A 25,735-nucleotide genomic window follows, 5' to 3' on the forward strand; every position below is an offset into this window, starting at 1 on the left:
AATTACACAAATTTATGTACAGGGTCCCGTCATTCCTTCCTCGTTATCCTCGGCGAAAGTCGGGAATGACGGCGGTGGAGAGAATGCCGAGAGGGAAAGTGATTCTGTCATCAGTCTCAGGCCCCGGCATTGCCGGGGCCTGCTGCTACTACACGATTACTTTTCTGCCAGCGTTAACCAGGTCTGCACCACGGTATCCGGATTGAGCGACAGGCTGTCGATGCCTTGCTCCATCAGCCAAATGGCAAAGTCTTCGTGATCGGAAGGGCCTTGTCCGCAAATCCCCACGTATTTCCCCTGTGCCTTGGCTGCTTTTATCGCCATCGAAAGCAGTGCTTTCACCGCGTCGTTACGCTCATCAAACAGTTCAGACACCACGCCGGAATCGCGATCCAGTCCCAACGCCAACTGCGTCATGTCATTAGAGCCGATGGAGAAACCATCGAAATGTGCCAGGAACTGATCCGCCAGCAGCGCGTTCGACGGAATCTCACACATCATGATCACTTTGAGGCCATTCTCACCACGCTTGAGCCCTTGCTGCGCCAGCTCAGTAACTACGGCTTCCGCCTGTGCCACGGTGCGCACAAACGGGAGCATCACTTCCACGTTGGTCAGCCCCATGTCATTACGCACGCGTTTCACCGCAGCACATTCCAAGGCAAAGCACGCTTTAAAATCCGGTGACACATAGCGCCCAGCACCACGGAAGCCGAGCATCGGGTTTTCCTCATTCGGTTCATAGCGCTCGCCGCCCACCAGGTTGGCGTATTCGTTGGATTTAAAGTCGGACAGACGCACGATAACGCGTTTCGGCCAGAATGCCGCCGCCAGTGTGGCGATCCCTTCAGTCAGGCGCGCAACGTAAAACTCAACCGGATCGTCATATCCCTGCATCAGCCCTTTGATCTCTTTTTGCAGTTCTGGCGTTTGACTGTCTAACTCCAGCAACGCACGCGGGTGCACGCCTATCATGCGGTTAATGATAAACTCCAACCGCGCCAAACCGACGCCATCGTTGGGCAGGCAGGCGAAATCAAATGCCCGATCGGGATTCCCCACATTCATCATGATCTTCAACGGCACCGAGGGCATCTCGTTGACTTGTGAACTCTTGACCTGAAACTCCAGCAGATCGGCATAGACGTATCCGGTGTCCCCTTCCGCACAGGATACGGTGGCTTTTTCGCCGTCATGGAGGCGTTCAGTCGCATGGCCACAGCCGACTACCGCAGGAATACCCAGCTCACGCGCAATAATCGCTGCGTGACAGGTGCGCCCGCCGCGATTGGTGACGATAGCCGCGGCTTTCTTCATGATCGGCTCCCAATCCGGGTCGGTCATGTCGGTTACCAGCACATCCCCCGCCTGCACCAGGTGCATTTCGCTGATATCCTGAATCACTTTTATCGGGCCGGCACCAATACGGTGACCGATGGCACGGCCTTCCGCCAGCACCTTGCCACGTTTAATCAGTTGGTAACGTTCCATCACCTGACCGTTGGAGCGTACCGTCTCTGGCCGCGCCTGTACGATGTAGAGTTTACCGGTGTGCCCGTCTTTCGCCCATTCGATATCCATCGGGCGACCGTAGTGTTTTTCAATCAGCAGCGCCTGATGCGCTAACGCTTCCACTTCGGTATCCGTGAGGCTGAAACGCACGCTCAGTTCAGCGGGCACATCCTCAATACGCACCTGTTTGCCATGAGCCTGACTGTCGGCATACACCATGCGGATTTTTTTCGACCCCATGGTACGGCGCACAATGGCGGGTTTTCGGTTAAGCAACGTAGGTTTGTGCACGTAAAACTCATCCGGGTTCACAGCTCCTTGCACCACCATTTCCCCAAGGCCGTAGGCAGACGTGATAAACACCACCTGATCGAAACCGGATTCCGTATCCAGCGTAAACATCACCCCCGATGCCGCCAGATCCGAACGCACCATGCGCTGCACCCCAGCGGAGAGCGCCACGCCACGATGATCGTAGCCCTGATGCACACGATAAGAGATGGCGCGATCGTTAAACAACGAAGCAAACACATGCTTCACCGCCACCATCACCGCATCGATACCCTGCACATTGAGGAAGGTTTCCTGCTGCCCGGCAAAGGAGGCGTCCGGCATGTCTTCTGCCGTCGCGGAAGAGCGCACCGCAAAAGAGGCCTCTTTTTCCCCTTCGGCCAGTTGATCGTAAGCCGCGCTGATCGCCTGCTCAAGTTCAGGCTGGAACGGTGTGTCGATAATCCACTGACGAATTTGCGTACCCGCTTTGGCAAGTTGGTTCACATCATCGATATCGGTACGATCCAGCAGTTCATAGATGCGCTGGTTGATACCGCTCTGCGTAAGGAAATCGTTAAACGCCTGCGCCGTTGTCGCAAAACCATTGGGAACCGATACGCCAAGTTCTGACAAATGAGTGATCATCTCACCCAAAGACGCATTCTTGCCGCCCACCCGCTCAACGTCATGTATACCGAGCTGGTTATACCAAAGGACATTACGCAAATCAGGGCCGTTATTGGACATCGAAAATAATCCTTTCTGCATACGATTTCGGCCTGCATACCACAGGGTATGGAGACCATTGGGGATATGTAAAATGTTGGTTGGGCAATTGCCTCAACGCCATGAATGTAGCATAGCGTTTAACAAACCTGGGAACGGTGAATCGTTCAACCTATGAAATAAAAACGATTTCACTGCTGAATCTTGCTTAATGGGGGAAAAATACAATACTGTAAAAGTTTAACTGATTTATCATGAAGACAATGAAATGGTGTTTCATTAAAAATATCGTTCAACGCCAATTTTTGAACGAGTTTAGTAATGTTTTTTCGCAGAAAAAAATGCAGGGGTTGATGTGGAAAGAAGCGTCTTTTATATCTCCGATGGTACCGCCATCACCGCTGAAGTATTAGGCCATGCGGTGCTTTCTCAGTTTCCTGTCAACACGGTCAGCTACACGCTGCCGTTTGTGGAAAGTGAAGAGCGCGCCAACGCGGTACGCGAGCGCATCAATACGCTCTACCAGCAAACGGGCGTGCGCCCTCTGGTGTTCTATTCCATCATTAGCCAGACGGTGCGGGATATTATTAACAGCAGCGACGGTTTTTGTCAGGATATCGTGCAGGCGCTGGTTGCGCCATTACAAGGAGAGCTCAATATTCCTCCTGCACCGGAGGCCAATCGCACCCACGGTCTGACCGCTAAAAACCTCGGCAAATATGATGCACGCATCGCCGCCATTGACTATACCCTCGCCCACGACGATGGCATTTCATTACGCAATCTCGATCAAGCGCAGGTGATTTTACTCGGCGTGTCCCGTTGCGGCAAAACGCCCACCAGCCTGTACCTCGCCATGCAGTTTGGCATTAGCGCGGCAAACTACCCTTTCATCGCCGATGATATGGACAATTTGCGCCTGCCTGAAGCGCTTAAACCGTTTCAACACAAACTGTTCGGCCTGACCATCAATGCCGAACGTTTGGCGGCGATCCGGGAAGAACGTCGCGGCAACAGTCGTTATGCGTCATTGCGTCAGTGCCGGATGGAACTGAGCGAAGTAGAAGCGCTGTTTCGACGTCACCAGATTCCTTATCTCAACACGACAAACTACTCCGTGGAGGAGATTTCCGCCAAGATCATCGACATATTAGGTATGAGTCGTCGTATGTACTAGTACATTATCATTTTTTAGCGAAAGAGGGTTGAATTGCCCCCTGATTCGGTTATCGTGGATGTCATGACTTCCCGACATGTCGTCGTAGCGAAGCAACCCATTTGGTAGGAGACGGGGAAAAACTGACACTCGCTTAGCGCCCAAGAGTCCCGCCGCCGTCTGACATGATGCGCGAGCCATTCACTCACGTAACCTTATCTTCAGGAAGATAAACGCAGTGTGAGCGATGACTTATTTTCTATGCGCGTTACCCCTTGGTTCAGCGGCGTTTTTTTGCAAGACGAACTGTAGTGGTCAACTAATATTGGCCACCGCATTAGACTGTATGTAGAACAGTCGCTCAGATTCGTTTGGAGTTAAGCCGCCGTTATACCAGTGAGGCCGGATAGCGCTGTAATACCCCGTGATGTAGCGGATAATCGCGTCCTGGGCTTCGCTGAAGCTGTTGTAACCCTTTGTCGGCACCCATTCTGTCTTCAGGCTGCGGAAGAACCGCTCCATTGGCGCATTATCCCAGCAGTTACCCCGCCGACTCATACTCTGCTTTATCCGGCAGCGCCACAGGGCTTGCCGGTATTGACGGCTGGTATAGTGGCTGCCCTGGTCGCTGTGGAACATGACTCCTGTTGGTTGTCCCCGGAGTTCCCAGGCCATCTGCAACGCTTTAACTGTCAGCGCCGAGTCCGGCGACGTCGACATGGCCCAGCCCACCGGTTTGCGGGCGAACAGGTCTAGCACCACCGCAAGGTAAGCCCAGCATTTGCCCGTCCAGATGTAGGTCACATCGCCGCACCAGACCTGATCCGGCGCGGTAACCGCGAACTGGCGGTTGAGATAGTTCGGTATTTCAACGTGTTCATTGCCGCCGCGTTTGTATTTGTGAGCCGGTCGCTGGCAGCTGGCGATACCCAGCTCCTTCATCAGCTTGCCAGCCAGCCAGCGCCCCATTTTGACACCGGAGCTGCCGGTGACGATGGTCGCGATACTTCGAGCGCCGGCAGAGCCGCCGCTGGCGTTCCAGGCTTCCATGACGCGACTACACTTAACCACGCGCTCACCGTCGGGTTCATTAGCGGAAGCCTGCCAGTGCCTGTAGCTGCTGCGATGTACCTCAAAAGTTTGGCACAACGCCGTGACCGGGTATCGCGCCCTCAGCCTGTCGACTACCGTGAACCGTTGAGTGAGTCCGACATTAAGAGCGCCGTAGCCTTTTTTAGGATTTCGTTCTCCATTTCAAGGCATTGGACTTTTTTCTTCATCTCACGCAGCTCGAGCTGTTCAGGGGTAAGAGGAAGTCCCGTTGGCGTTTTTCCCTGTCGTTCAAGGCGAAGCTTATTGACCCAGCGACTAATGGCAGAATGGCTGACATTAACCGCCTCTGCGGCCTTAACGTATGTGTAGCCGTGGTCGACAACCAGCTTTGCGGCTTCGAGCTTAAATTCCGCCGTAAAATGTTTACCCATGAGGTCACCTGTCGTGTTGATGAGGTGAGCATATCACCTCCGATCAGGTGGCCAGTATCAGTGTGCCACTACAAACCGCCATGCGACACGGCCCCCTGACCGACCCGTAAGCAGAGATATTGCATGTTAAAAACTGATGAGTTACGCAGCCAGCGGCTCGATCGTCTGATCGCGCCGCTGGTGCTGCTGGCGCAATTGCCGGTTTCACCTGCGCTTGCAGAAAACGTGACAATGTCACGAAATAGGATAGAAAATATTCTCCCCGGAAAAGATCCTCGGTTGCTGGCGATCGTTGGCCCCTGTTCCATCCACGATGTTGATGCTGCGCTCGATTATGCGCGGCAGCTCGCTACGCTGCGTGCTCGCTATCAGGATCGGCTGGAAATCGTGATGCGCACCTATTTTGAAAAGCCGCGCACCGTTGTCGGCTGGAAAGGGTTAATTTCCGATCCAGCCCTTGATGGTAGCTATCAGGTCAATCACGGCTTGGCATTGGCACGCCGTCTGCTGCTGGATATCAACGCGCTTGGTCTACCAACAGCAACAGCTACAAACAGTACCAGCGACAAATGGATGTGTGTGCCGATGTGTGTCAACAGATACGTTCGGGTTCGCGCGCCATTGCAGGTGTTATGGTGGAAAGCTTTCTGGTTGAAGGTCAGCAACCGTTGGCTGCGCCGCAAACGCTGGTTTACGGTAAATCGATTACCGATGGCTGCCTGGGCTGGCAGGACACTGAAACCCTGCTTGCACAGTTAGCCGATGCGGTAGACAGCCGCTTCTAACGCCCTACTGCCTTTCAACCGCGCACGGTCATTCCTGGTCGTGCGCTGCCGCTCCATCATCCTCTGCTGGCTTACCTGTTTCCGACGTATTAAGAAATCTTCACTTGATGTCACCTTTTGGCAACATGAAAATGATTCTCATTTATTAAGTTAATTATTTCTAATACGATAATATCCATCGCAGAACGACCACAGGAACAGACAATGCCGAACGCGATTTATGCTCAATACCTGCAAGCCAAAAACAACAATCCCCGCCAGTACGCTCGTGATATCACCACGACGCTCGGCATCAGTGAAGCAGTGTTGACGCACGCGTCAGTCATGATGCGCAACGCTTGCAAGGGGATGCCAAGCGCTGGCTGCTGGCGCTGGAGAAGTTAGGCCAGACCAAGTCCATCACGCGTAACACCTATGCGGTGCACGAACAGGTTGGCGTTTACCAAAATCAACATTTGGACGGCCATGCGGGGTTGATCCTCAATCCTTACGCGCTGGATCTTCGCCTGTTTTTGCATCAATGGAATGTGGCATTCAGTCTGCGGGAAGAGACCGCACGCGGCGAGCGTCAGAGCATTCAATTTTTTGACCATGATCTTGACCCACCATCTCCGGACAGCTTTTGTATCTTAAGTTAACGATGCCCGCTGGCGCCGATATTCTCTTGGGGAGTTGTATCCCAGCGCACTGTGCGGATGGTTTTCATTGTAATGATTGAACGCCGCTGCAAGATTCTTCAGCTCTGTTCGCACATCGGGTTTTGGCATGAAGGCGATGTAATCTTCCTTCATCGTCTTCACGAACCGTTCTGCCATGCCGTTACTCTGTGGACTGCTCACTGCTGTTGTGCAGGGCTCCAGATTCAGTTCTCTGGCGAACTTCCGCGTTTCATGCGCTGTGTACGCTGAACCATTATCCGTCAGCCATTGCACTGGTTTATCCGGCAGCGCGCTACCGAAGCGTTTTTCCACCGACCTCAGCATCACATCCTGCACGGTTGAACTGTCATAACCCCTGGTGCTCGCTGCCCAGTCTATGGCCTCCCGGTCGCAGCAGTCCAGTGCGAACGTCACCCGCAGCTTCTCGCCGTTGTCACAACCGAACTCGAAGCCATCTGAGCACCAGCGCATATCGCTCTCTGCTACCGCGATTTTGCCTTTATGCTCCCGCTTCGGACGTTCAGTTTTATCATGCAACAACAGCAGGTTATGCTCGCTCATTATCCTGTAAAGCCGTTTGGCGTTCACCGGTGGAAATCCCTCTGCACGACGTTGCTTACGCAGGATACCCCACACTCGGCGGTAACCGTAACTGGGCATGTCGCTGATGATACGGAGGATGTCCGATAATATCTCAGCATCAGCTTCGTCATTACGCCGGTTGCTGCGCCTGTCCAGCCAGTCGGCAGAACGGTTAACCCGCAGTGACAGCTGCGCACGCGACACGCTCATGGCGCGGCTGACCAGAGCTATTCCCCGTCCTTTGGCAACAAGGGCGCGTGCGCTATCCATTTTCGCGACTGGCGGTACTCCACTGCTTCTTTGAGGATCTCAACTTCCATCGTCTTCTTACCCAGAAGGCGCTGTAGCTCCCGGACCTGCTTGAGGGCATATCGTTATACACATCTTTCTAACGCACTGTTTAATCAATGAGTTACGGGTTTATCTCAGAGTGGCATTTTGAACCTCAAAAAGCCAATGGGATGGCTTGAATGCCTTAATTCACGGGGTTCTGAGCATCCTGTTCAAAAAATGGCCAAAAGATGTGTATAACGATATGGCTTGAGGGCAGTCGCCAGCGCCGAAGCTGGAACCACTTATTCTCCGGCCGCAACGGCGGTGAGGCTTCCTTCCTGGTATTGCTTCTTCCACTTAAACAAAAGGCTGGGCTGGATGCCATGCAGGCGGGCTACATGGGAGACGTTCATCCCCGGCTCCATTGTCTGCTGAATGATGGCGATTTTCTCTTGCGGAGTTTTACGCTTACGGACTTCTTGCCCTAACAGGATCCCGGTCATTTCAAAATTAGCATGATTGTTAGACATATATCTAAGCCTATCTCTTATCTGGAGATACAGCTACTGTCTGGTGTTACAGGGGGCTACATCAGTATATTTTTTTAAATTAATAAGTCGAGTTTAATAAGGCCTTCTCGGGAGCAAACTGCTATGATCGTCAGTATCTAACGAATGCTCTCAGCCAACCATGCATTCAGCTGTTGCAGCTCAGATTGCTGCTCGGGAAATTGTTCAAACTGCGCTTCGCCTGCCGCGATAATGTCTGGGACACGGTAAGCCTGGCCCCGCAAAGCCTGTGCCAGCGCCTCTAGCGGCGCTGGGTTCAGACTGTCCGTAAACAGCTGGCTGCGTGTGATCACGCCGCGATCAACATCCATATGCAGTTCAATTCCGCCCCAAGGAAAACGTGTATCCAACGTATGGGTAAAATCCGGAGCCTGACCAAAATTCCATTCCCAGCTGCTTTGTTTGGCAAACTGCTCGCGAAAACCGGGAACATCGGGAACATCGGGCATTTGCGCGGGTGAGATGTGCTCCGCTGTGCAACTATCCGCGTAATAGGCAAAAAACGCGTCACGTACCGCCTCACACACTTGTGCATGATCGACCGTCGGCAACAGTTCCACCAGATTGGCAACCCGAGAAAGAACAGAGGTAATACCTTTGGCCTGTAATTTCTTCACATCCGGGTTGAGGTAATTTGCCAAACGTGAAAGATCGGCATTGAGCAACAGCGTACCGTGGTGAAAGCCACGATCCTTGGTTTCCCGGTAGGCAGACCCCGAAACCTTACGTTCACCGTCAGGCTTATCCACCACCAGATCGTTCCGCCCTGAAGCCGAAGCCGCTACGCCTAGCGCGGTCAGCGCATTAAGAATGATGGCGGTTGAAACGCTTTTATCGTAACCCGGTTTTCCGGCCATAAAGGTAAAGCAGGTGTTGCCCAAATCGTGGAAAACGGCGCCGCCACCGCTGCTGCGACGCGCCAGCTTGATGCCATCCTCCTCCATCTTGCGCGTGTTGCACTCTTTCCACGGGTTTTGCGCCTGACCAATCACCACGGTTTCCGCATTGCGCCAGAGAAACAGCACGTGCTGCGTGGGGGACATTTGGCGAAAGATGCACTCTTCGACCGCCAGATTAAATCCGGGATCGTAAGAGTCAGACAGCAACAAACGGAGTGAAGACATTGAGGCTCTATGCGCAAACGACCTGCCGACATCGGCAGCCGTTACTTGAGAGTGGAATCAGATTCGGCGCGCCTGCCAGTAGGCCCGCTTCCAGTAGACATTATCCAATGACGATCGCATTACACCCTGGCTGGTCGAGGCGTGAATAAACTGATCGTCTTTATCATAAATACCCACATGCAATCCGCTGCTGCCGCTACCGGTTTTGAAAAACACCAAATCGCCCGGCAACAGGTCGTCCCGGTCAATGCGGGAACCCAATTCCGTTTGCGCCTCGGTGGTGCGCGGCAGTTGCATACCGAAACGATCGCGAAAGGTTAAATAGACAAAGCCAGAGCAATCGATGCCACGGTGATCCAGCCCGCCATAGTGATACGGCGTGCCACGCCACTGCGTGAGCTGTTCATTAAGTTGGCTTATCACCATGATGGCGTCGCCCAGACGCGGATTAGGCGGTTGAGAGCGGTGGCTGCTGCACCCAACCAAAAACAAACTTGCGATCAGCAACCCCTGAATCAAGCGCATCTGCGGTATCCTGCGAGTATCGGTTCGTTTTGTTGTTCACCGCGCCCTGCGGGGAATGTCACGCTATCAGAATGATATTACAGCCTAATTTAGCGTTGATTTCACTGTTTTGGCAAGCCTGACGCGGTAAATGACCGGTTACTCGGACACCGGCACCAACCAGTCGCTCTCGCCAACGCGATGACGTTGGAAGTCGATGCCAAAAACTGGGGCCAGTCGTTCAGGCTGCATGACGTCTGCCGCGTCGCCAGCATCAATCATTTTACTTTTTTAAATCAACCAGATATCATCATCCTGCTGTAAGTTGTGATTTAAATCATGAGCGCTGGCTAGCACAATCAACCCTGCCTGACACAACACTTTCAGCATGGCATCAAGCGCCACGCGTTGCGCTACGTCCAGACCTGTGGCGGGCTCATCGAGCACCAACAGGCGAGCATAAGGGTTCAGCGAAGGCCATACCTGTAAGAATACGGCGGCAAGGCGTACACGTTGCCACTCGCCGCCGGACAGCTCCGTCAACGGACGCGTCAATTTATCCTTTAACATCAGACGTGTAGCAAGTTGGGCGACCACTTCATCGACCGCCATGACACTCACCTGTTTCGGCTGGTGCAGCGTCAGATACTGGAACACGGGCATCAATGCACTGGGGTTTTGCTGCTGCGACAGATAAGCGCGGCGCAACGCCAGATCTCGCGCAGACAAATCGGCAATCGGCATGCCGTCCAGTTCCACACGCCCTTCGCCGTCCAGCAGCCCGGAAACCCGTGCCAGCAACGTGCTTTTCCCAGAGCCATTGGGCCCGACCACGTGAATCAATCGACCGGCATAGGCGCTGACGGGCTGTAAACGCCGCCCACAGACGACGTGGGTCAGACGCAGCGCGCAGGGAACGTGATGCTTCAACTCTTGCGTCAACAATTACTCGGCCACCGCAGCATCAATGGCGTTAACAATCATTTTGTCATCCGGAGCGATATCGGGAGAGAAACGCTGAATCACCTGGCCATTGCGCCCGATCAGGAATTTTTCAAAGTTCCACAGAATATCTTCAGGATGCTTGGGCGCCCGACCTTTATTGAGTAAACGCTCATAAAAACCGCTAAGCAGATTTCCTTTAGCTTTGGGCTGTGCGGCAATCAGGTGACGGTACAGGGGATGACGTTGCTCGCCATTTACCTCAATCTTGCTGAACATCGGGAACTGCACGCCAAAGGTGGCACGGCAAAATTCCTGAATCTCAGCGTCGCTGCCCGGCTCTTGTCCGGCGAATTCATTGGAAGGAACCCCCAGCACCACAAAGCCGCGCTCGCGATAGGTTTCATACAGTTTTTCCAACGCATCGTACTGTTTGGTTAAACCGCATTTGGAGGCCACGTTAACAATCAGTGCGACCTGTCCCTGATAAGCGCCAAAGGTGGTCGCCTCGCCGTTAATGGTGGTCAACGAGATTGCATAGATGTCGTTACTCATAGTCACCTTCCTGTTGTACGTCATTAGGTTACATTTACCGGATTACGCCGGCGCAGCAGCAGCCAGATAAACAACGGTGCGCCGAGCGTCGCGGTGATCACACCGATGGGCAACTCGGCCGAGGGAATCATTACGCGCGCCATGGTGTCAGAGAGCGAGAGCGTCATGGCACCCGCCAGCCCGCAGCCCGTCAGCAAGTAGCGTTGATCGGTCAACCCCATCAGGCGCAGCGCGTGGGGGACAATCAGCCCGACAAACCCGATAACACCGGCCAGCGCAACGCTAATCCCCACCAGAATGCCCACTGCCAGCACCAGAAGGTTACGCCAGCGATAAACAGAGATCCCCAATTGCCGCGCCTGAATCTCACCCAGCGAAAGACGGTTGAGCGTCTGTCCCTGACGGCTTAGCCACGCCAGACAAGGTAGCAATGCCACCATCAACCACCCGTAGCGCCAGTCAACGCCGCTGAATCCGCCCAGCATCCAATACATCAGTTGGCGTAGATCCAGACTGGTAATGAAATAGACGGCCCAGGTCATCACTGCGCTGCACACAATCCCCAGCGCTACGCCAATCAGCAGCAAACGCGCATTGGAAATGTGACGTCGGGCAAAATGTAATAGCAAGAATGTGGTGGCTAGCGCCCCAACAATTGCACCAACACTCAGCACCCAGACGGGTTGCAACCCCTGTCCCAGCAGGACGCCAAGCTCCACGCCAACGCCATTAGCAACACCCAGCAAGCCCGGCTCTGCCAGTAGGTTATCGAAAATGGCCTGCATCACGGCCCCTGACATCGCTAGGCTCGCCCCCACCAGCATCACCGCCAGCGTTCTCGGCATACGCAACTGCCAGATGAAAACACGCTGGGCATCATCCCACCATGACCAGGGCATCACCCAACGATCGCCAGCACATAACCCGATGATCACGGTCACCGCCGCCAGTAGCGCCAACACCACGATGCGTTGACGGTCGTGATAACGCTGGCGTAAACGTAACAGCGAGTATCCCTTGTTCAATGACTGCATAACGCTATCCTGTACACTGCGGTCACACCCGCAAACTCAACTCTGCTTAACTCGACCGTCATTTCGTGTAGCGTCACTGCACGCCGTTCATCTCGCTAAGGCATTCCAGGTGCCGAGTAGCGATCAAAACGCCACTTTACGCCGCCCTGTCAACCAAGCGCCGACAAACTCTGGCACCACTTCTGTCGCCGCGCCGTAGATTTTTTCATCAAACTGGCTCTCAACCTGACTCGGCTCGAGATTCAGTTCTATGGTGTAAGCACCATGTGTGTGCGCTTCATGAACGAATCCCGCTGCCGGATAAACATGACCGGATGTTCCGATAGCGATGAAATAATCGGCCAGCGCCAGCGCCTGATAGATACGTTCCATACCAAGAGGCATTTCTCCGAACCACACCACGTGCGGGCGCAGTCGCGCGGGAAACTGGCAACAGTGGCAGCGTTCATCAGCAGCGATATCACCGGTCCAGTCGATAACCTGTCCACTCTGGCAACAGCGCACCTTGAGCAATTCACCGTGCATATGAACAACCCGTTGGCTGCCCGCACGCTCGTGCAGATTATCGATATTTTGCGTCACCAACAGGAAGTTATCTCCGAGCGCCGCCTCAAGATTGGCTAACGCCAGATGCGCTGCGTTGGGCACTACCTCTGGCTGCTGCAACTGCTTGCGGCGCGCGTTGTAAAACGCCTGCACCAGTTGCGGATCGCGTTGAAATCCTTCCGGCGTGGCGACATCTTCTACCCAGTGCTCTTCCCACAGGCCATCCGCCGCACGAAAGGTGCGAATGCCGGATTCCGCTGAAATCCCCGCGCCGGTCAGAACCACCACGCGCGGGCTTTTTGATTCATTCACCGCCAGATAATCCTTATGGAAAATACGTGAACGCAGACGCTGCTGACGCAGTCGCTTTCCTTGATGAAACCGAATCATCCTTTGACGCGTATGCATGTCTGCTCCTGTGAAAGCTGGGTGGAAAGTGTCTAACTCTGCCTGCTTGATTGCCAATAAGAGTTTACCGCTAAAAAAACTACTGCGAAGAAAAGTGCAGCAGGGCCGCGCCCCGAAAGCCACCAGCATCACCATAGCGCGCCTTCTCAATGCGCGGTAAGCGCGCAACCGGCAGCAAATAATCAGGTAACCGCGTCGGGAGAAACTGATAGATCTCATCAAAGTTAGACAACCCACCGCCCACCACCAGCAAATGGGGGTCAAACATTGTCAACAGATTCCCCACGCAGGCCGCCAGCACGCTCATATAGCGATCGACGTGCGCCAGCGCGTTTGCTTCACCTGCCCGATAGTGGCGAATAATGGTGACAGCATTAAGACTTTCGCCATAGGTATGCGCATAAAGCCATTCAAAACCTCGGCCAGAAATATAGTTTTCAATACAGCCAGATTGACCACAGCCGCATTTCACCCGAGGGATATCTTCCCCCATAATATCCAGTGCATCCACCGGTAGCCGGAAATGGCCGAATTCGCCAGTAATGCCGTTGCGACCATCAATCACTTCGCCATTAATCACCAGACCGCCACCGACACCGGTGCCAAGGATCAGCCCCAACACCACAGGATACTGACGGAATTCCCCCTCCCAAGCTTCCGAAAGGGCAAAGCAGTTGGCATCGTTGGTCATGCGCACATCACGCTGCAACAGGCGTTGCAAATCCGCCTGTAGTGGTTTTCCCATGGTTGCAGGCAGGTTAGCAGTAAACAGCGCACCATCATCCCCGCCACGCATACCGGGAATGCCGACGCCGACGGTCCCCTGTCTGCCCGTCAACGCATCGGCTTCCTGCGTGAGTGCAGCAAAGGCCGCCAGCAATGCATCATAGTCATTACGCGGCGTAGGCACCCGTTTTTGCCATACGGACCTCATATCCGCATCAAAGACGCCGACTTCAATCTTACTGCCGCCCAGATCAAAACCATAATACATGGCTCACTCCTCTGTGGCTGAATAGGTTATGCGATTGCAAGTGGCCGTAGCGCTATTGCCCGCTTAACACGCGAGCGGGCTCAATACGGCTGGCGCGCCGCGCCGGATACCAACTGGCCAGCAAGCTCAACGCCACGGCGGTGAGCAGCACCAAAACCACATCAATCATGTGCAATTCTGACGGCAGAAAATCGATAAAATAGATATCGCCCGACAGAAAATGGTGTCCGGTCAGCGATTCAATCCCGCGCATGATCGCACTCAGTTGTAGCGTCGCCACCACCCCGATCACGGCACCGATCAAACAGCCAAGCAGGCCTGCCAGCAGTCCATACCAGATGAAAATGGCACGGATCAGCCTGTCGCTCGCCCCCAAGGTACGCAATACGGCAATATCGCTGCTTTTGTCTTTCACCGCCATCACCAGCGTGGAAACAATGTTAAAACAGGCAACGCCAATCACCAGTACCATCGCTAAATACATGATAGTCCGAATCATCTGGATGTCGCGGTACATGTAACCGTAGGTGCCAATCCAGTCACGAATATAGATATAGGTGTCGGTCACTTTCCCCGCGTCACGCACCAGTTTGCTGGCGGCAAACACGTCATCGACCTTGATGGCAATGCCGCTGACATCATCGCCCATGTCAAGATACTGCTGCGCGTCAGCCAACGGGATCAACGCCAGACTGTGATCGAGTTGCCCGCTAAGTTGCAGAATACCGCTCACGTGCAGGCGAATGCTCTTCGGCTGCAACAGCTTCATTTGCGGATCGCTATTGGGGATCATCACCGTCACCCAATCCCCAGTTTTCACCTCAAGCGCCTGCGCAACGCCCTTGCCGAGAATAACCTGCTGTTCACCCGCTTTGAAATTGGCCCACGCATTTCCTGCCACAAACGTTGGCAAAGTACTGAGACGTTGTTCCTGTTGCGGATCGACGCCTTTCATCTGTATCGCGCGCAGTCTGGCACCGCTCTCCAGCAGCCCAGTAAAATGCACATAGGGCGCAGCGGCAACGATGCCAGGCACCTGCTCAATTTTAGGCAACATGTTCTGCCAGCCCGTGAAGGGCGGATTGACCGGTTCCATTTCACCATGAGGCACCACTGCCAAAATACGATTTTTCAATTCACGTTCGAAGCCGTTCATGGCGCTGAGGCCGACGATCAGCACCGCCACCCCGAGCGCAATACCGATGGTGGAGATCACCGAAATCAGGGAAACCATGCCACCGCGCCGACGGCCCCGGCTAAAACGCAGCCCAATCAGCAGGGAGAGCGGGGGAAAACTCATTGCGCGGCTCCCATCAGGGTTAACTCTTGCTGAAGTTGCCCGTCACGCATTTCCAGCTGGCGACGCAAACGCGCAGCCAGCGACAAATCGTGAGTCACCACCAGAAACGCGGTGCCCTGACGCACGTTTAACTCGCCCAGCAGTTCAAAAATTGTATCCGCCGTGCGCTGATCGAGGTTACCCGTAGGCTCATCCGCCAGCACCAGCGACGGGTTATTCACCAACGCGCGGGCGATGGCCACGCGCTGACGCTCCCCGCCGGACAATTCGCTGGAACGGTGCTCGCGCCGTGCATCCAGACCCACGGCGGCCAGCATAGCGCGCGCCTGATCCTGCGCCTGCGCGGGCGGCGTGTTGCCAATCAGAAGTGGCATCGCCACGTTTTCCAACGCGGTGAAATCCGGCAATAAATGATGAAACTGGTAGATAAAGCCCAGTTCACGGTTGCGCAGCGCCGATTTAGCGGCGGCGGAGAGCCCACTGAGCGCCTGACCTTTGAAGATAACATCACCCCTGGTGGGCGCATCCAGCCCGCCCAGCAGATGCAACAGGGTACTTTTCCCCGAACCGGAACTACCGACAATCGCCATCATTTCGCGGGCCTGCATGCTGAATGTCACATGACGCAGCACTTCGGTGGACAGTTTCCCTTCCTGGTAGGTTTTGCACAGATCATTACATTGCAACAACAGGGAATCATTCATAGCGTAAAGCCTCTGCGGGATGAACGGCGGCGGCGCGCCAGGAAGGATAAAGGGTAGACAGCAGGGCAACGATCATCGCCACTAGCGCGATGGTCACCACCTGCACCGCATCAATATGAACGGGTAGCGCGGCACCATCCAGCAACAGCCCCAATGCCGGGATCAGCGTATTAAGCTGGCTAGCCAACAGCGTACCGAGCACTGCGCCCAAAAGAGCACCAACCACCCCGGCGCTTCCCCCCTGTACCATAAACACCGCCATAATCTGGCGTTGGGTCAGCCCCTGCGTTTGCAAAATGGCCACCTCACCCTGCTTTTCCATCACCAACACCCCTAACGACGTAATGATATTGAACGCCGCGACGGCGACGATCAGGCTCAACAACAGCCCCATCATATTTTTTTCCATGCGAACGGCCTGAAACAGTTCGCCCTTGCGCTCACGCCAATCTTTCATCACCAATCCTTGTGGCACCGGCTGCGCACTGAACGCCACAATATCCAACGGGTTTTCCAGCCACAGGCGCCAACCGGTTATGTGCCCGGTAGAGTAACGCATCAGACGCGACGCATCCTGCTGATTCACCAGCATCTGGTAACCATCCACTTCACTACCTGCGGCAAAGGTACCTGCTACGGTAAACAAGCGCTGGCTGGGAATGCGCCCCATTGGCGTGAGTTGGCTGGCACCGGTGACTATAATACGCAGTTGTTCACCGCGTTTGACCCCAAGTTGAGAGGCCAACTGCTCGCCAAGGATCACCTGGTATTCACCCGCTTGAAGTTGAGTGAGCGAGGTATTTTTCAAAAAACGCGACAAAGGCTCGGGTTCATCGGGATTAATGCCCAGCATGACTCCGACTGCCACACTGCGCGCGCTTTGCAACACCACTTCGCCCGTGGTGATTGGCGCTATGCGCGTTATGCCCTGTAAGGCGCTCAACGATGATGCAGGCAATGCCTGTGGGTCGAGTGAACCGCTCGCTGTGGTCACCACCGCCTGCGGCATCAATCCCAGGATGCTCTCCTCAAGCTCCTGTTCAAATCCGTTCATCACCGACAATACGGTCACCAGCGCCATGACGCCTAACGTGATGCCAATGGCCGATAACCAGGAGACAAATCGCCCAAAGCGATCCGATGCTCGCCCACGCATATAACGCAGGCCAATAAATAAAGCGACAGGTTGATACATGAAATCCGTCTGGATAAGGTTGCTAAAGCAAAGTGATCAAGGATAATAAAGGGTCATATCACTTTATGGAACCCTACCCCGCTTTCTACACTGCTTTTTCTTATGCTGGAACGGGGCAACACCAGATATTCGGAATATGCCTGAAAAAAATCGCTATGCTCTGCCCGTAAAAGCGGGTGAACAACGTCTGTTAGGCCAACTAACCGGCGCTGCCTGCGCCGTCGAGTGTGCAGACATCATTGAACGCCACGCCGGGCCGGTTGTACTTATCGCCCCCGATATGCAAAACGCGCTGCGGCTACGCGATGAACTTCAGCAGTTTACGGTGCATCCGGTCACCACGTTGTCTGACTGGGAGACGCTGCCTTACGACAGTTTCTCGCCGCATCAGGAGATCATCTCGGCGCGTCTCTCCACACTGTATCACCTCCCTGAAATGACCCGCGGCGTACTGGTGTTGCCGGTCAATACGCTAATGCAGTTGGTGTGCCCGCACACCTTCCTGCACGGTCATGCGTTGATGGTGAAAAAAGGACAACGCCTGTCGCGCGATAAACTGCGCGCGCAGTTGGAGCAGGCAGGCTATCGCAGTGTCGATCAGGTAATGGAACACGGGGAGTTTGCCACGCGCGGTGCGCTGCTGGACCTCTTCCCCATGGGCAGTGAAGAGCCCTATCGCATCGATTTTTTCGATGATGACGTAGATAGCCTGAGCGTATTTGATGTTGATAACCAGCGCACGTTGCACGAAGTGGCACAAATCAGCCTGCTGCCTGCGCATGAGTTCCCTACCGACAAAAATGCCATCGAACGCTTTCGCAGCCATTGGCGCGAAACCTTTGAAGTGCGTCGTGATGCCGAACATATTTATCAACAGGTCAGCAAAGGTACCTGGCCTGCAGGCATTGAATATTGGCAACCGCTGTTTTTTGAACAGCCGCTCAGCACGCTGTTCAGCTATCTCCCCAGCAATACGCTGCTGGTTAATACGGGCGATCTTGAAGCAAGCGCTACCCGCTTTTGGGCCGATATTCAACAACGTTTTGAAAGCCGCCGCGTAGACCCGATGCGTCCTCTGTTAACGCCGGACGCCTTGTGGTTGCGAGTCGATGCGTTGTTCAGCGAACTGAAAGCCTGGCCGCGCGTTCAGCTCAGCAAAGAAACGCTGACGGAAAAAGCAGCGCACCGCAACCTCGGTTACCAAACGCTGCCGGACATCGCCATCCAGCACCAGCACAAAGCGCCGCTGGATGCACTGCGACGTTTTTTGGAAGGTTTTACCGGACAGGTGATCTTTTCCGTTGAAAGCGAGGGGCGTCGTGAAACCCTTCAAGAATTACTGGCACGCATCAAACTGGCGCCAACGCCAATTATCCGTTTGGATCAGGCGGACAAACCCGGCGCTTATCTGATTATCGGTGCCAGCGAGCACGGTTTTATCGACACGCTGCGCCAACGCGCCTTGATTTGTGAAAGCGATCTGCTCGGTGAACGCGTTGCACGTCGACGTCAGGACAGCCGTCGCACCATTAATACCGATACACTGATCCGCAACTTGGCCGAACTGCATCCGGGCCAGCCGGTGGTGCATCTGGAGCACGGCGTTGGGCGTTACGTCGGCCTCACGACGCTGGAAGCCGGTGGCATCACCGCAGAGTACATGATCCTGACCTACGCTGGGGAAGACAAACTCTATGTTCCGGTTTCGTCATTGCACCTCATCAGCCGTTATTCCGGTGGGGCCGATGAAAATGCGCCATTAAACAAACTGGGCGGTGATGCCTGGTCACGCGCGCGGCAAAAAGCGGCGGAGAAAGTACGTGATGTGGCAGCCGAACTACTGGATATCTACGCGCAGCGCGCAGCGAAAAACGGATTTGCCTTTAAGCACGATCGCGAACAATACCAACTTTTCTGCGAGGGGTTCCCGTTCGAAACCACGCCGGATCAAGCGCAAGCCATCAATGCCGTACTGAGCGATATGTGTCAGCCGCTGGCAATGGACCGGCTGGTATGCGGTGACGTCGGCTTCGGTAAAACCGAAGTTGCGATGCACGCCGCGTTCCTCGCGGTGGAAAACCACAAACAGGTAGCCGTGCTGGTGCCGACCACTCTGCTGGCACAACAGCATTACGACAATTTCCGCGATCGCTTTGCCAATTGGCCCATTCGTATCGAAATGCTCTCCCGTTTCCGCAGTGCCAAAGAACAGACGCAGGTGCTGGAACAAACGCAGGAAGGCAAAGTAGACATTCTGATTGGCACCCACAAACTGCTGCAAAGTGACGTGCACTGGCGCGATCTTGGGCTACTGATTGTGGATGAAGAGCACCGCTTTGGCGTGCGCCACAAAGAGCGTATCAAAGCGATGCGTGCCAACGTGGATATCCTGACGCTGACCGCCACACCGATCCCACGTACTCTCAACATGGCGATGAGCGGGATGCGCGATCTCTCGATTATTGCCACTCCGCCCGCGCGCCGTATGGCGGTAAAAACTTTTGTTCGCGATTACGATGGCCTGTTGGTACGTGAAGCGATGCTGCGTGAAATTCTGCGTGGCGGACAGGTTTATTACCTCTACAACGACGTAGAAAACATCGAGAAAGCCGCACAACGCTTGGCGGAGTTGGTGCCTGAAGCACGCATCGCGATTGGTCACGGGCAAATGCGCGAACGGGATCTGGAACGGGTGATGAGCGATTTCCATCATCAGCGCTTTAACGTGCTGGTGTGCACAACCATCATCGAAACCGGCATCGATATTCCCAGCGCCAACACCATCATCATTGAGCGTGCCGACCATTTCGGTTTGGCCCAGTTGCACCAGTTGCGCGGGCGCGTCGGACGTTCGCACCATCAGGCCTATGCCTATCTGCTGACGCCAAATCCGAAGGCGATGAGTACCGATGCGCACAAACGGCTGGAAGCCATCGCATCACTGGAGGATTTGGGTGCAGGCTTTGCACTGGCAACCCATGATTTGGAAATTCGCGGCGCGGGTGAACTGCTTGGCGAAGATCAAAGCGGGCAAATGACAACCGTCGGTTTTTCGCTCTATATGGAACTGCTGGAAAGCGCGGTCGATGCGCTCAAAGCCGGGCGCGAACCCTCTTTGGAAGATCTGATCAGCAGTCAAACCGAGGTGGAATTACGCCTACCGTCCTTGCTGCCAGAGGCCTTTATCCCTGACGTCAACACGCGACTGTCATTCTACAAGCGCATTGCCAGCGCCAAGGACGATAGCGCATTGGAAGAGCTGAAAGTGGAACTTATCGATCGCTTTGGTACCCTGCCGGATGCCACGCTCCATCTGTTGCAGATTGCCGCGCTGCGCCAGCACGCGCAATCGCTGGGCATCAAACGTATCGAGGGCAACGAAAAAGGCGGATTTATCGAGTTTAGTGCCCATAACAGGGTCGATCCTGCACACCTGATTGGCCTGTTACAGCGCGATCCTAGCGTCTATCGTTTGGATGGCCCTACCCGCTTGAAATTTATTAAAGACCTCAGCGAAAGGCCAGAGCGTATCGACTTCATTGCTGGACTTCTGACTGACATGGCTCAGCACACCTTGGCGGCATAAGCCTGCACAGTGGTTGCTACTCTCGCTTAGCCACCACTGTGTGCGGGGTTGGATATAACGTAAACACACTGCACTAAAACTAACGTTAGGGAGACTACAACGTCAGCAAAAGGCCCATGCTGTATTAGCTGGAAACAGTGCTGGTAAAAAATTTAAACTTATAAATTCCCCAATAAGAAACCATAGCAACCAATAATGAGTTAATAGCGGGCACACCCCATCTATCTATTGCCCCCACAAGGCTCCCCAACAAACAGCAAAAAATGGCGTCCCAACCTATTAGTGGCGTGATGTCATCCCCGGGCAAGGTGTTGGTATCACGTGACTGATTCAGTTTTTCAGCATTCTCTTTTACGCAAAAATATCCCACAATCATCACGCCAACGACGGGTGGGAAAATAATGCCTAACAGCGTCAGGAAATTGATAAACCTATCGAGTATTCCTAAATAGCTGTTCCTAATACCGCTACACTTTTGCCTGTCCATGTTTTCCACTGGGAAACGGGCTGACGGTTTCCATGAAGCGGCAAACCTTGTTCAGTCACTGCCACATTGAACAGCATTGATGATTGCGGGTAATGGTTTCATGCAACGCCTGCCATAACCGCTCTACATGATTTACCCATGGTGAGTACACCGGCTGATAAATAACCCTGAATTTCGGGTTTTCTTCCAGCCAGCGCTGCGTCTCCCGGCTTTTGTGAATAATGTAGTTATCAACTATCAGCGTGAGCGTTTTTGCCCGTCTGTACGTTGCTCTCAGATGCTCTAACATACTGATAAAAAACACGAACTTTTACTGTTTCCTCCAACATCGCTGACTTTTCCCGTCCCGCTGTGTAATGCACCCGCCAGATAATATTTCTCGTTCTGGCCCGGCGTCACGATGCGTTTCTGCTTCCCACGAACCTGCCAGTCCGCGCCAATTTTGGGATTCAGATGAATATCCACTTCGTCTTCGTAAAAGACGGGATGTTCCGCGCTGCATTGTTCCAGCGCCATCGCGATGGCCTCCATTTTTTCTTCCTTATGCGGGTCGCGGATACGCAGCGTAGGAGCTGCGCGTCGCCACACCAGACCGGCAGAAGGCCGCCAACGGCGCACCGTGGAAGCATGCAACTGGCAACCGGTTATCTCATTGATTTTTATCGCTAGCAGTTCCGTGCTCCAGCGCGAACGCTGATAGCCAAAATCATGAGGGGAACGCTTTACGAGCTGGATTAACAGTGCGCAGATCTGTTCAAACGGCCAGCGACGGCCACGACCGGGCCGCAGAGATTTGAGGCCTTCAATGCCGTACAGGGTGAGCCAGTTAATCCATCTGCCGATTGACGAACGGGCGCAGCAAAGCATTCTGGCGACATCGCTCACGCGCTCGCCCCGGTGCAACATCAGGATGGCGGTCAGCCTGCGGGCGTGATTCTTGTCACGCGTTTTATGGAGAGTTTTCTTCATCAGGCGTCGTTCGTTACGGGGTATCGGTGCTATGCTCGACATCGCTCAGTCCGGTTGATGATTTGGGATCTTTATTGATTGATCAGATCGCTCAACTCGGACTGAGTTCCCTTCAGGTGATCTACTATTCGGAACAGTTAGTTAGAGTGATATTGAACACTTATCTCCACAGACATCGATCATGAAAATCACGTTAGACGTTGACTACCAAAGTGAATACCTGTTCTGGCCCATCTATAGCCGGGATGAACGGCTATTGGCCTTGGAAATGACGGGGTGTTTCAATAGTGCGGATGGCAAACTCACCGTGCCTGGCGATATCCTGACTAGGCTGTGTCCCTTAATTACATAACCTCTGGTAAAACAGGCGGATGCAGCCCAGTTTCAACATTGCCAGATAATTCCTCGCCGTTTTGTCGTAACGTGTCGCAATGCGACGGTATTCTTTCAGACGGCCAAAGCACCGCTCAACAACGTTCCGATTGCGGTAGGCGTCACGATCGAGCTTTGAACGACCATCCACCGCCATTTTTTCAGTGGATTTTCGGGGGATGACAGTTTTTATACCTCTTTTTTTCAGCTCGTTACGTAATACATGCCCGGAGTACGCCTTGTCAGCGAGTACCGCATGACCACGGCGTTTCATACTGCCGTTCTGGCGTTGAACTCCAATACCGTCCAAAAGACGTAGTGCAAACTGACTTTCATGAGCCTGACCGGGGCTCAACACGATGTTTAACGGAAGACCACTTCCGTCTGTAGCCATATGGATTTTGGTGCCAAAACCACCTCGAGAGCGACCCAGCCCATTATCTCCGGTGATATCGGGATGTTTTTTTGAGCACCGGTAGCACATTTCAGCGCCCTGATATTGCTACCATCCAGCGCAGTCGCTGACCAGTCCACGAGGCCATGGGCATCAAGTGATGAAAGTAACTTATTGAAAATAATGCTAATGACTCCCGATTTTGACCATCGGTTAAAGCGGTTGTAAACGGTTTTCCATGGGCCGTATCGCTCAGATAAATCACGCCATGGGGCACCAGAGCACAGCCCCCAGAACATGCCATTGATAATCATGCGATGCTCAGCCCATGGGCGTCCGACCTGTGGTGTTGCTGGTTCAGCAGGGAGCAAGGGCTGGATGATAGTCCATGCTTCATCGGGAAGGTCGTAGCGAGCCATAGTTCAAAATGATGTAGAAACAAACAGTTAGTATAATTCATGGGATTAAGGGACACAGCCTAGTATGTTGACCACGGCGCAAAAACTGACGTTGCTGGATGAACAAATCGATATCATCCAACGCAAAGCGGAGTGGCTTAAACTGCACCGGTTTTTGTTGGTATGGCGCATTGAGAAGCATTGCACCGAACTGCTGATGGCATCGATTCCACGCCGCAATGCGATCCGCGCGTTACCCTTTGTCCATCTGGAAATTAATGAGGCGTTTCCTCACCTCGGCGTAGGTAAAGGAAACCTTGGTATCACCGAACTGAGTAACATGTTTGCCCTGTGGCTGGATAATTTCGGCTCAGGTAAGGTAAACCTCAAGGCATTCCACGATAGTTTGCTGAGCTATGTGAAAATCGATCCTAAACTGGTGTGGGATATTCTTTCGCGTCCGGCAACGGATCTGATAATGGACCCGTTGCTTAACCGTGATGAAAAGCCACCAGCAGGGCCTCGGAGTGATAGTTAAAGGGATTGATACGCTCGAACATCTGAAAAAAGTGCATCACCTCAAGGTGGATGCGATACAAGGCAAGCTGTGGCCTGCCATCCCGTTGGATGCGTTGGAACAGGAACTGACTCCGGCGGCGTAAACCAGTATCCCTGTATTTCCTCCGTGTTTATTTCCCTGTTGACGTTCTACACTCAAGTTTGACAGACGCTGTAGAGTGACAGAACGACGATGACACAGGGATTACGATTTACCAATCACTACCATGACGCTTTGCCCGGATGTTACACGGCGCTTTCGCCCACACCGTTACTGGGGGCGCGCTTGCTGTATCACAGCGCGGAACTGGCGGAGCAATTAGGGGTGCCTGCCCGTTGGTATCAGCCTGAACATATTGATATCTGGCAAGGAAAGACGCTGCTGCCCGGTATGCTGCCGTTGGCGCAGGTCTATAGTGGCCATCAGTTTGGCGTATGGGCCGGACAACTGGGCGATGGGCGGGGGATTTTGCTGGGTGAGCAGCGGCTGGCGAACGGCTCCAGCATTGAGTGGCACCTGAAAGGGGCAGGGTTGACCCCCTATTCGCGCATGGGAGACGGTCGCGCCGTGCTGCGATCGGTGATTCGCGAGTTTCTCGCGTCGGAAGCCCTGCATCATCTGGGCATTCCTACCACGCGCGCCTTAGCGATCGTTACCAGCGATGAACCCGTTCAACGCGAACAGCAGGAGCAGGGTGCGATGCTGATGCGTGTTGCCGAAAGTCATCTGCGTTTCGGGCATTTTGAGCATTTTTACTATGCGCGTCAGCCGGATCAGGTGAAAAAACTGGCCGATTTCGCCATCACGCACCACTGGCCACAGTGGCGGCACGATGAACAACGCTACTCACTTTGGTTTACCGATATTGTCGAACGCACGGCGCGCATGGTTGCCCATTGGCAGGCGGTGGGGTTCGCCCACGGCGTCATGAATACTGACAATATGTCGATCCTTGGCCTGACGTTCGATTATGGCCCCTACGGTTTTATGGATGACTACCAACCTGACTTTATCTGTAATCATTCCGATTACCACGGTCGTTATGTGTTTGACAACCAGCCCGCAGTAGCACTGTGGAATTTGCATCGCTTAGCGCAGGCACTCTCTGGATTGTTGTCGGTGGAATCACTTGAAACCGCGCTGGGTTGCTATGAACCGGCTCTGATGGCGCATTTTGGTCAACTTATGCGTGCCAAGTTGGGTTTTTTCGATGCAGATGCCAGAGATAACGATCTGTTGGTGGGATTGCTGAACTTGATGGCGCGTGAGCACAGTGACTATACCCGTACTTTCCGTCTGTTGAGTGACACAAACGTGCGGGATGCCGAGTCGCCGTTGCGTGACCTGTTTATCGACCGTGCTGCATTTGACGCCTGGTTTAGCGACTATCGTGCACGTCTGGCGCAGGAGACGCAGAGTGACGCTGAACGCCAGCGCAGCATGAAAGCGTCTAATCCAAAATATATCTTGCGTAACTATCTGGCGCAGCAAGCGATTGAAGCAGCAGAGCAGGATGATGTAAGCCCATTGACGCAGTTGCATCATGCGCTTTCTCGTCCTTATGATGAACAGCCTGAATATGAATCGCTGGCGGCAGCGCCGCCAGCGTGGGGTAAAGCGTTGGAAGTGTCTTGTTCGAGCTAGG

The 25,735-nt window shown here is 53.9% G+C and carries 17 protein-coding genes and 6 pseudogenes; 6 read left to right on the forward strand and 17 right to left on the reverse strand.

The genetic code is table 11. The features are described from left to right. Window positions 1-156: 156 nt before the first annotated feature. Window positions 157-2,532, reverse strand: coding sequence for a phosphoenolpyruvate synthase (ppsA, locus tag ACWWJF_RS24655; RefSeq protein WP_455871258.1), 2,376 nt, complete (start codon window positions 2,530-2,532; stop codon window positions 157-159). A 334-nt stretch (window positions 2,533-2,866) separates the two neighbouring features. Between ppsA and ppsR the strand changes: the two genes are divergently transcribed. Continuing rightward, window positions 2,867-3,688 carry a posphoenolpyruvate synthetase regulatory kinase/phosphorylase PpsR gene (gene ppsR, locus ACWWJF_RS24660; protein ID WP_455870819.1) on the forward strand — a complete coding sequence of 274 codons (822 nt, stop codon included), beginning with the start codon at window positions 2,867-2,869 and terminating at the stop codon, window positions 3,686-3,688. A 294-nt stretch (window positions 3,689-3,982) separates the two neighbouring features. Here ppsR and ACWWJF_RS24665 read toward each other — a convergent pair. Next, window positions 3,983-5,151, reverse strand: a protein-coding gene (locus tag ACWWJF_RS24665) for an IS3 family transposase (protein ID WP_455868400.1) whose coding sequence is annotated in 2 segments (ribosomal slippage) — window positions 3,983-4,896 and window positions 4,896-5,151 — 1,170 coding nt in all. Because the reading frame shifts where the segments join, the coding sequence is not laid out codon by codon here. Between the two features lie 123 nt (window positions 5,152-5,274). Here ACWWJF_RS24665 and ACWWJF_RS24670 point away from each other — a divergent pair. Together ACWWJF_RS24670 and ACWWJF_RS24675 are read left to right on the forward strand one after the other, a co-directional pair. Beyond that, a pseudogene (locus ACWWJF_RS24670) lies at window positions 5,275-5,936 on the forward strand (3-deoxy-7-phosphoheptulonate synthase). A gap of 204 nt (window positions 5,937-6,140) precedes the next feature. Next, window positions 6,141-6,538, forward strand: a pseudogene (locus ACWWJF_RS24675) (ChuX/HutX family heme-like substrate-binding protein); the annotation flags it as partial. Window positions 6,539-6,565: 27 nt separating this feature from the next. On the opposite strand, the pseudogene ACWWJF_RS24680 reads toward ACWWJF_RS24675, so the two are convergent. From ACWWJF_RS24680 to lolC, 12 genes and pseudogenes are all read right to left on the reverse strand, one after another. After that, window positions 6,566-7,545, reverse strand: a pseudogene (locus ACWWJF_RS24680) (IS3 family transposase); the annotation flags it as partial. A 210-nt stretch (window positions 7,546-7,755) separates the two neighbouring features. After that, window positions 7,756-7,953 (reverse strand): annotated as a pseudogene (locus tag ACWWJF_RS24685) (transposase); the annotation flags it as partial. Between the two features lie 164 nt (window positions 7,954-8,117). Continuing rightward, on the reverse strand, window positions 8,118-9,143 hold the full coding sequence (locus tag ACWWJF_RS24690) for a lipoate--protein ligase (RefSeq protein WP_455870820.1): 1,026 nt from the start codon (window positions 9,141-9,143) through the stop codon (window positions 8,118-8,120). A 57-nt stretch (window positions 9,144-9,200) separates the two neighbouring features. Next, on the reverse strand, window positions 9,201-9,668 hold the full coding sequence (locus ACWWJF_RS24695; RefSeq protein ID WP_455870821.1) for an NlpC/P60 family protein: 468 nt from the start codon (window positions 9,666-9,668) through the stop codon (window positions 9,201-9,203). A 138-nt stretch (window positions 9,669-9,806) separates the two neighbouring features. After that, a pseudogene (btuD, locus tag ACWWJF_RS24700) lies at window positions 9,807-10,553 on the reverse strand (vitamin B12 ABC transporter ATP-binding protein BtuD). Between the two features lie 39 nt (window positions 10,554-10,592). Beyond that, window positions 10,593-11,144: a glutathione peroxidase gene (locus ACWWJF_RS24705; RefSeq protein WP_455870822.1), complete on the reverse strand. Its 552-nt coding sequence runs from the start codon at window positions 11,142-11,144 to the stop codon at window positions 10,593-10,595. A 23-nt stretch (window positions 11,145-11,167) separates the two neighbouring features. After that, complete coding sequence (gene btuC / locus ACWWJF_RS24710) at window positions 11,168-12,178, reverse strand: vitamin B12 ABC transporter permease BtuC (protein WP_455870823.1); 1,011 nt, start codon at window positions 12,176-12,178, stop codon at window positions 11,168-11,170. A 123-nt stretch (window positions 12,179-12,301) separates the two neighbouring features. After that, the gene (gene cobB / locus ACWWJF_RS24715; protein WP_455871259.1) at window positions 12,302-13,132 is read right to left on the reverse strand and encodes a Sir2 family NAD+-dependent deacetylase; all 831 of its coding nucleotides are present in this window, start codon (window positions 13,130-13,132) and stop codon (window positions 12,302-12,304) included. A gap of 79 nt (window positions 13,133-13,211) precedes the next feature. Continuing rightward, window positions 13,212-14,126, reverse strand: a complete 915-nt coding sequence (gene nagK / locus ACWWJF_RS24720; protein WP_455870824.1) for an N-acetylglucosamine kinase — start codon at window positions 14,124-14,126, stop codon at window positions 13,212-13,214. Window positions 14,127-14,178: 52 nt separating this feature from the next. Further along, a complete protein-coding gene (gene lolE / locus ACWWJF_RS24725; protein ID WP_455870825.1) occupies window positions 14,179-15,426 on the reverse strand; it encodes a lipoprotein-releasing ABC transporter permease subunit LolE in 1,248 nt (415 codons plus the stop codon). Continuing rightward, complete coding sequence (gene lolD, locus ACWWJF_RS24730) at window positions 15,423-16,130, reverse strand: lipoprotein-releasing ABC transporter ATP-binding protein LolD (RefSeq protein WP_455870826.1); 708 nt, start codon at window positions 16,128-16,130, stop codon at window positions 15,423-15,425. The genes lolE and lolD overlap by 4 nt, the downstream gene beginning before the upstream one ends. After that, window positions 16,123-17,325 (reverse strand): lipoprotein-releasing ABC transporter permease subunit LolC, encoded by a 1,203-nt coding sequence (lolC, locus tag ACWWJF_RS24735; RefSeq protein ID WP_455870827.1) that lies wholly within the window; start codon window positions 17,323-17,325, stop codon window positions 16,123-16,125. The genes lolD and lolC overlap by 8 nt, the downstream gene beginning before the upstream one ends. Before the next feature lie 136 nt (window positions 17,326-17,461). Between lolC and mfd the strand changes: the two genes are divergently transcribed. Next, window positions 17,462-20,911: a transcription-repair coupling factor gene (gene mfd / locus ACWWJF_RS24740; RefSeq protein WP_455870828.1), complete on the forward strand. Its 3,450-nt coding sequence runs from the start codon at window positions 17,462-17,464 to the stop codon at window positions 20,909-20,911. 124 nt (window positions 20,912-21,035) lie between these two features. Here the strand turns inward: mfd and ACWWJF_RS24745 are convergent, their stop codons facing one another. From ACWWJF_RS24745 to ACWWJF_RS24755, 3 genes and pseudogenes are all read right to left on the reverse strand, one after another. Further along, the gene (locus ACWWJF_RS24745; RefSeq protein ID WP_455870829.1) at window positions 21,036-21,407 is read right to left on the reverse strand and encodes a cytosine permease; all 372 of its coding nucleotides are present in this window, start codon (window positions 21,405-21,407) and stop codon (window positions 21,036-21,038) included. Further along, a pseudogene (locus ACWWJF_RS24750) lies at window positions 21,379-22,409 on the reverse strand (IS630 family transposase). Before ACWWJF_RS24750 ends, ACWWJF_RS24745 begins: the two are co-directional and overlap by 29 nt. Before the next feature lie 298 nt (window positions 22,410-22,707). After that, window positions 22,708-23,552, reverse strand: a protein-coding gene (locus ACWWJF_RS24755) for an IS5 family transposase (RefSeq protein ID WP_455870830.1) whose coding sequence is annotated in 2 segments (ribosomal slippage) — window positions 22,708-23,207 and window positions 23,207-23,552 — 846 coding nt in all. Because the reading frame shifts where the segments join, the coding sequence is not laid out codon by codon here. Between the two features lie 64 nt (window positions 23,553-23,616). Between ACWWJF_RS24755 and ACWWJF_RS24760 the strand changes: the two genes are divergently transcribed. Continuing rightward, the gene (locus ACWWJF_RS24760; RefSeq protein WP_455870831.1) at window positions 23,617-24,069 is read left to right on the forward strand and encodes a hypothetical protein; all 453 of its coding nucleotides are present in this window, start codon (window positions 23,617-23,619) and stop codon (window positions 24,067-24,069) included. A 213-nt stretch (window positions 24,070-24,282) separates the two neighbouring features. Then, the gene (locus ACWWJF_RS24765) at window positions 24,283-25,734 is read left to right on the forward strand and encodes a protein adenylyltransferase SelO (protein ID WP_455870832.1); all 1,452 of its coding nucleotides are present in this window, start codon (window positions 24,283-24,285) and stop codon (window positions 25,732-25,734) included. Window position 25,735: the final 1 nt, after the last annotated feature.

The sequence above is a fragment of the Symbiopectobacterium sp. Eva_TO genome, assembly GCF_053848865.1.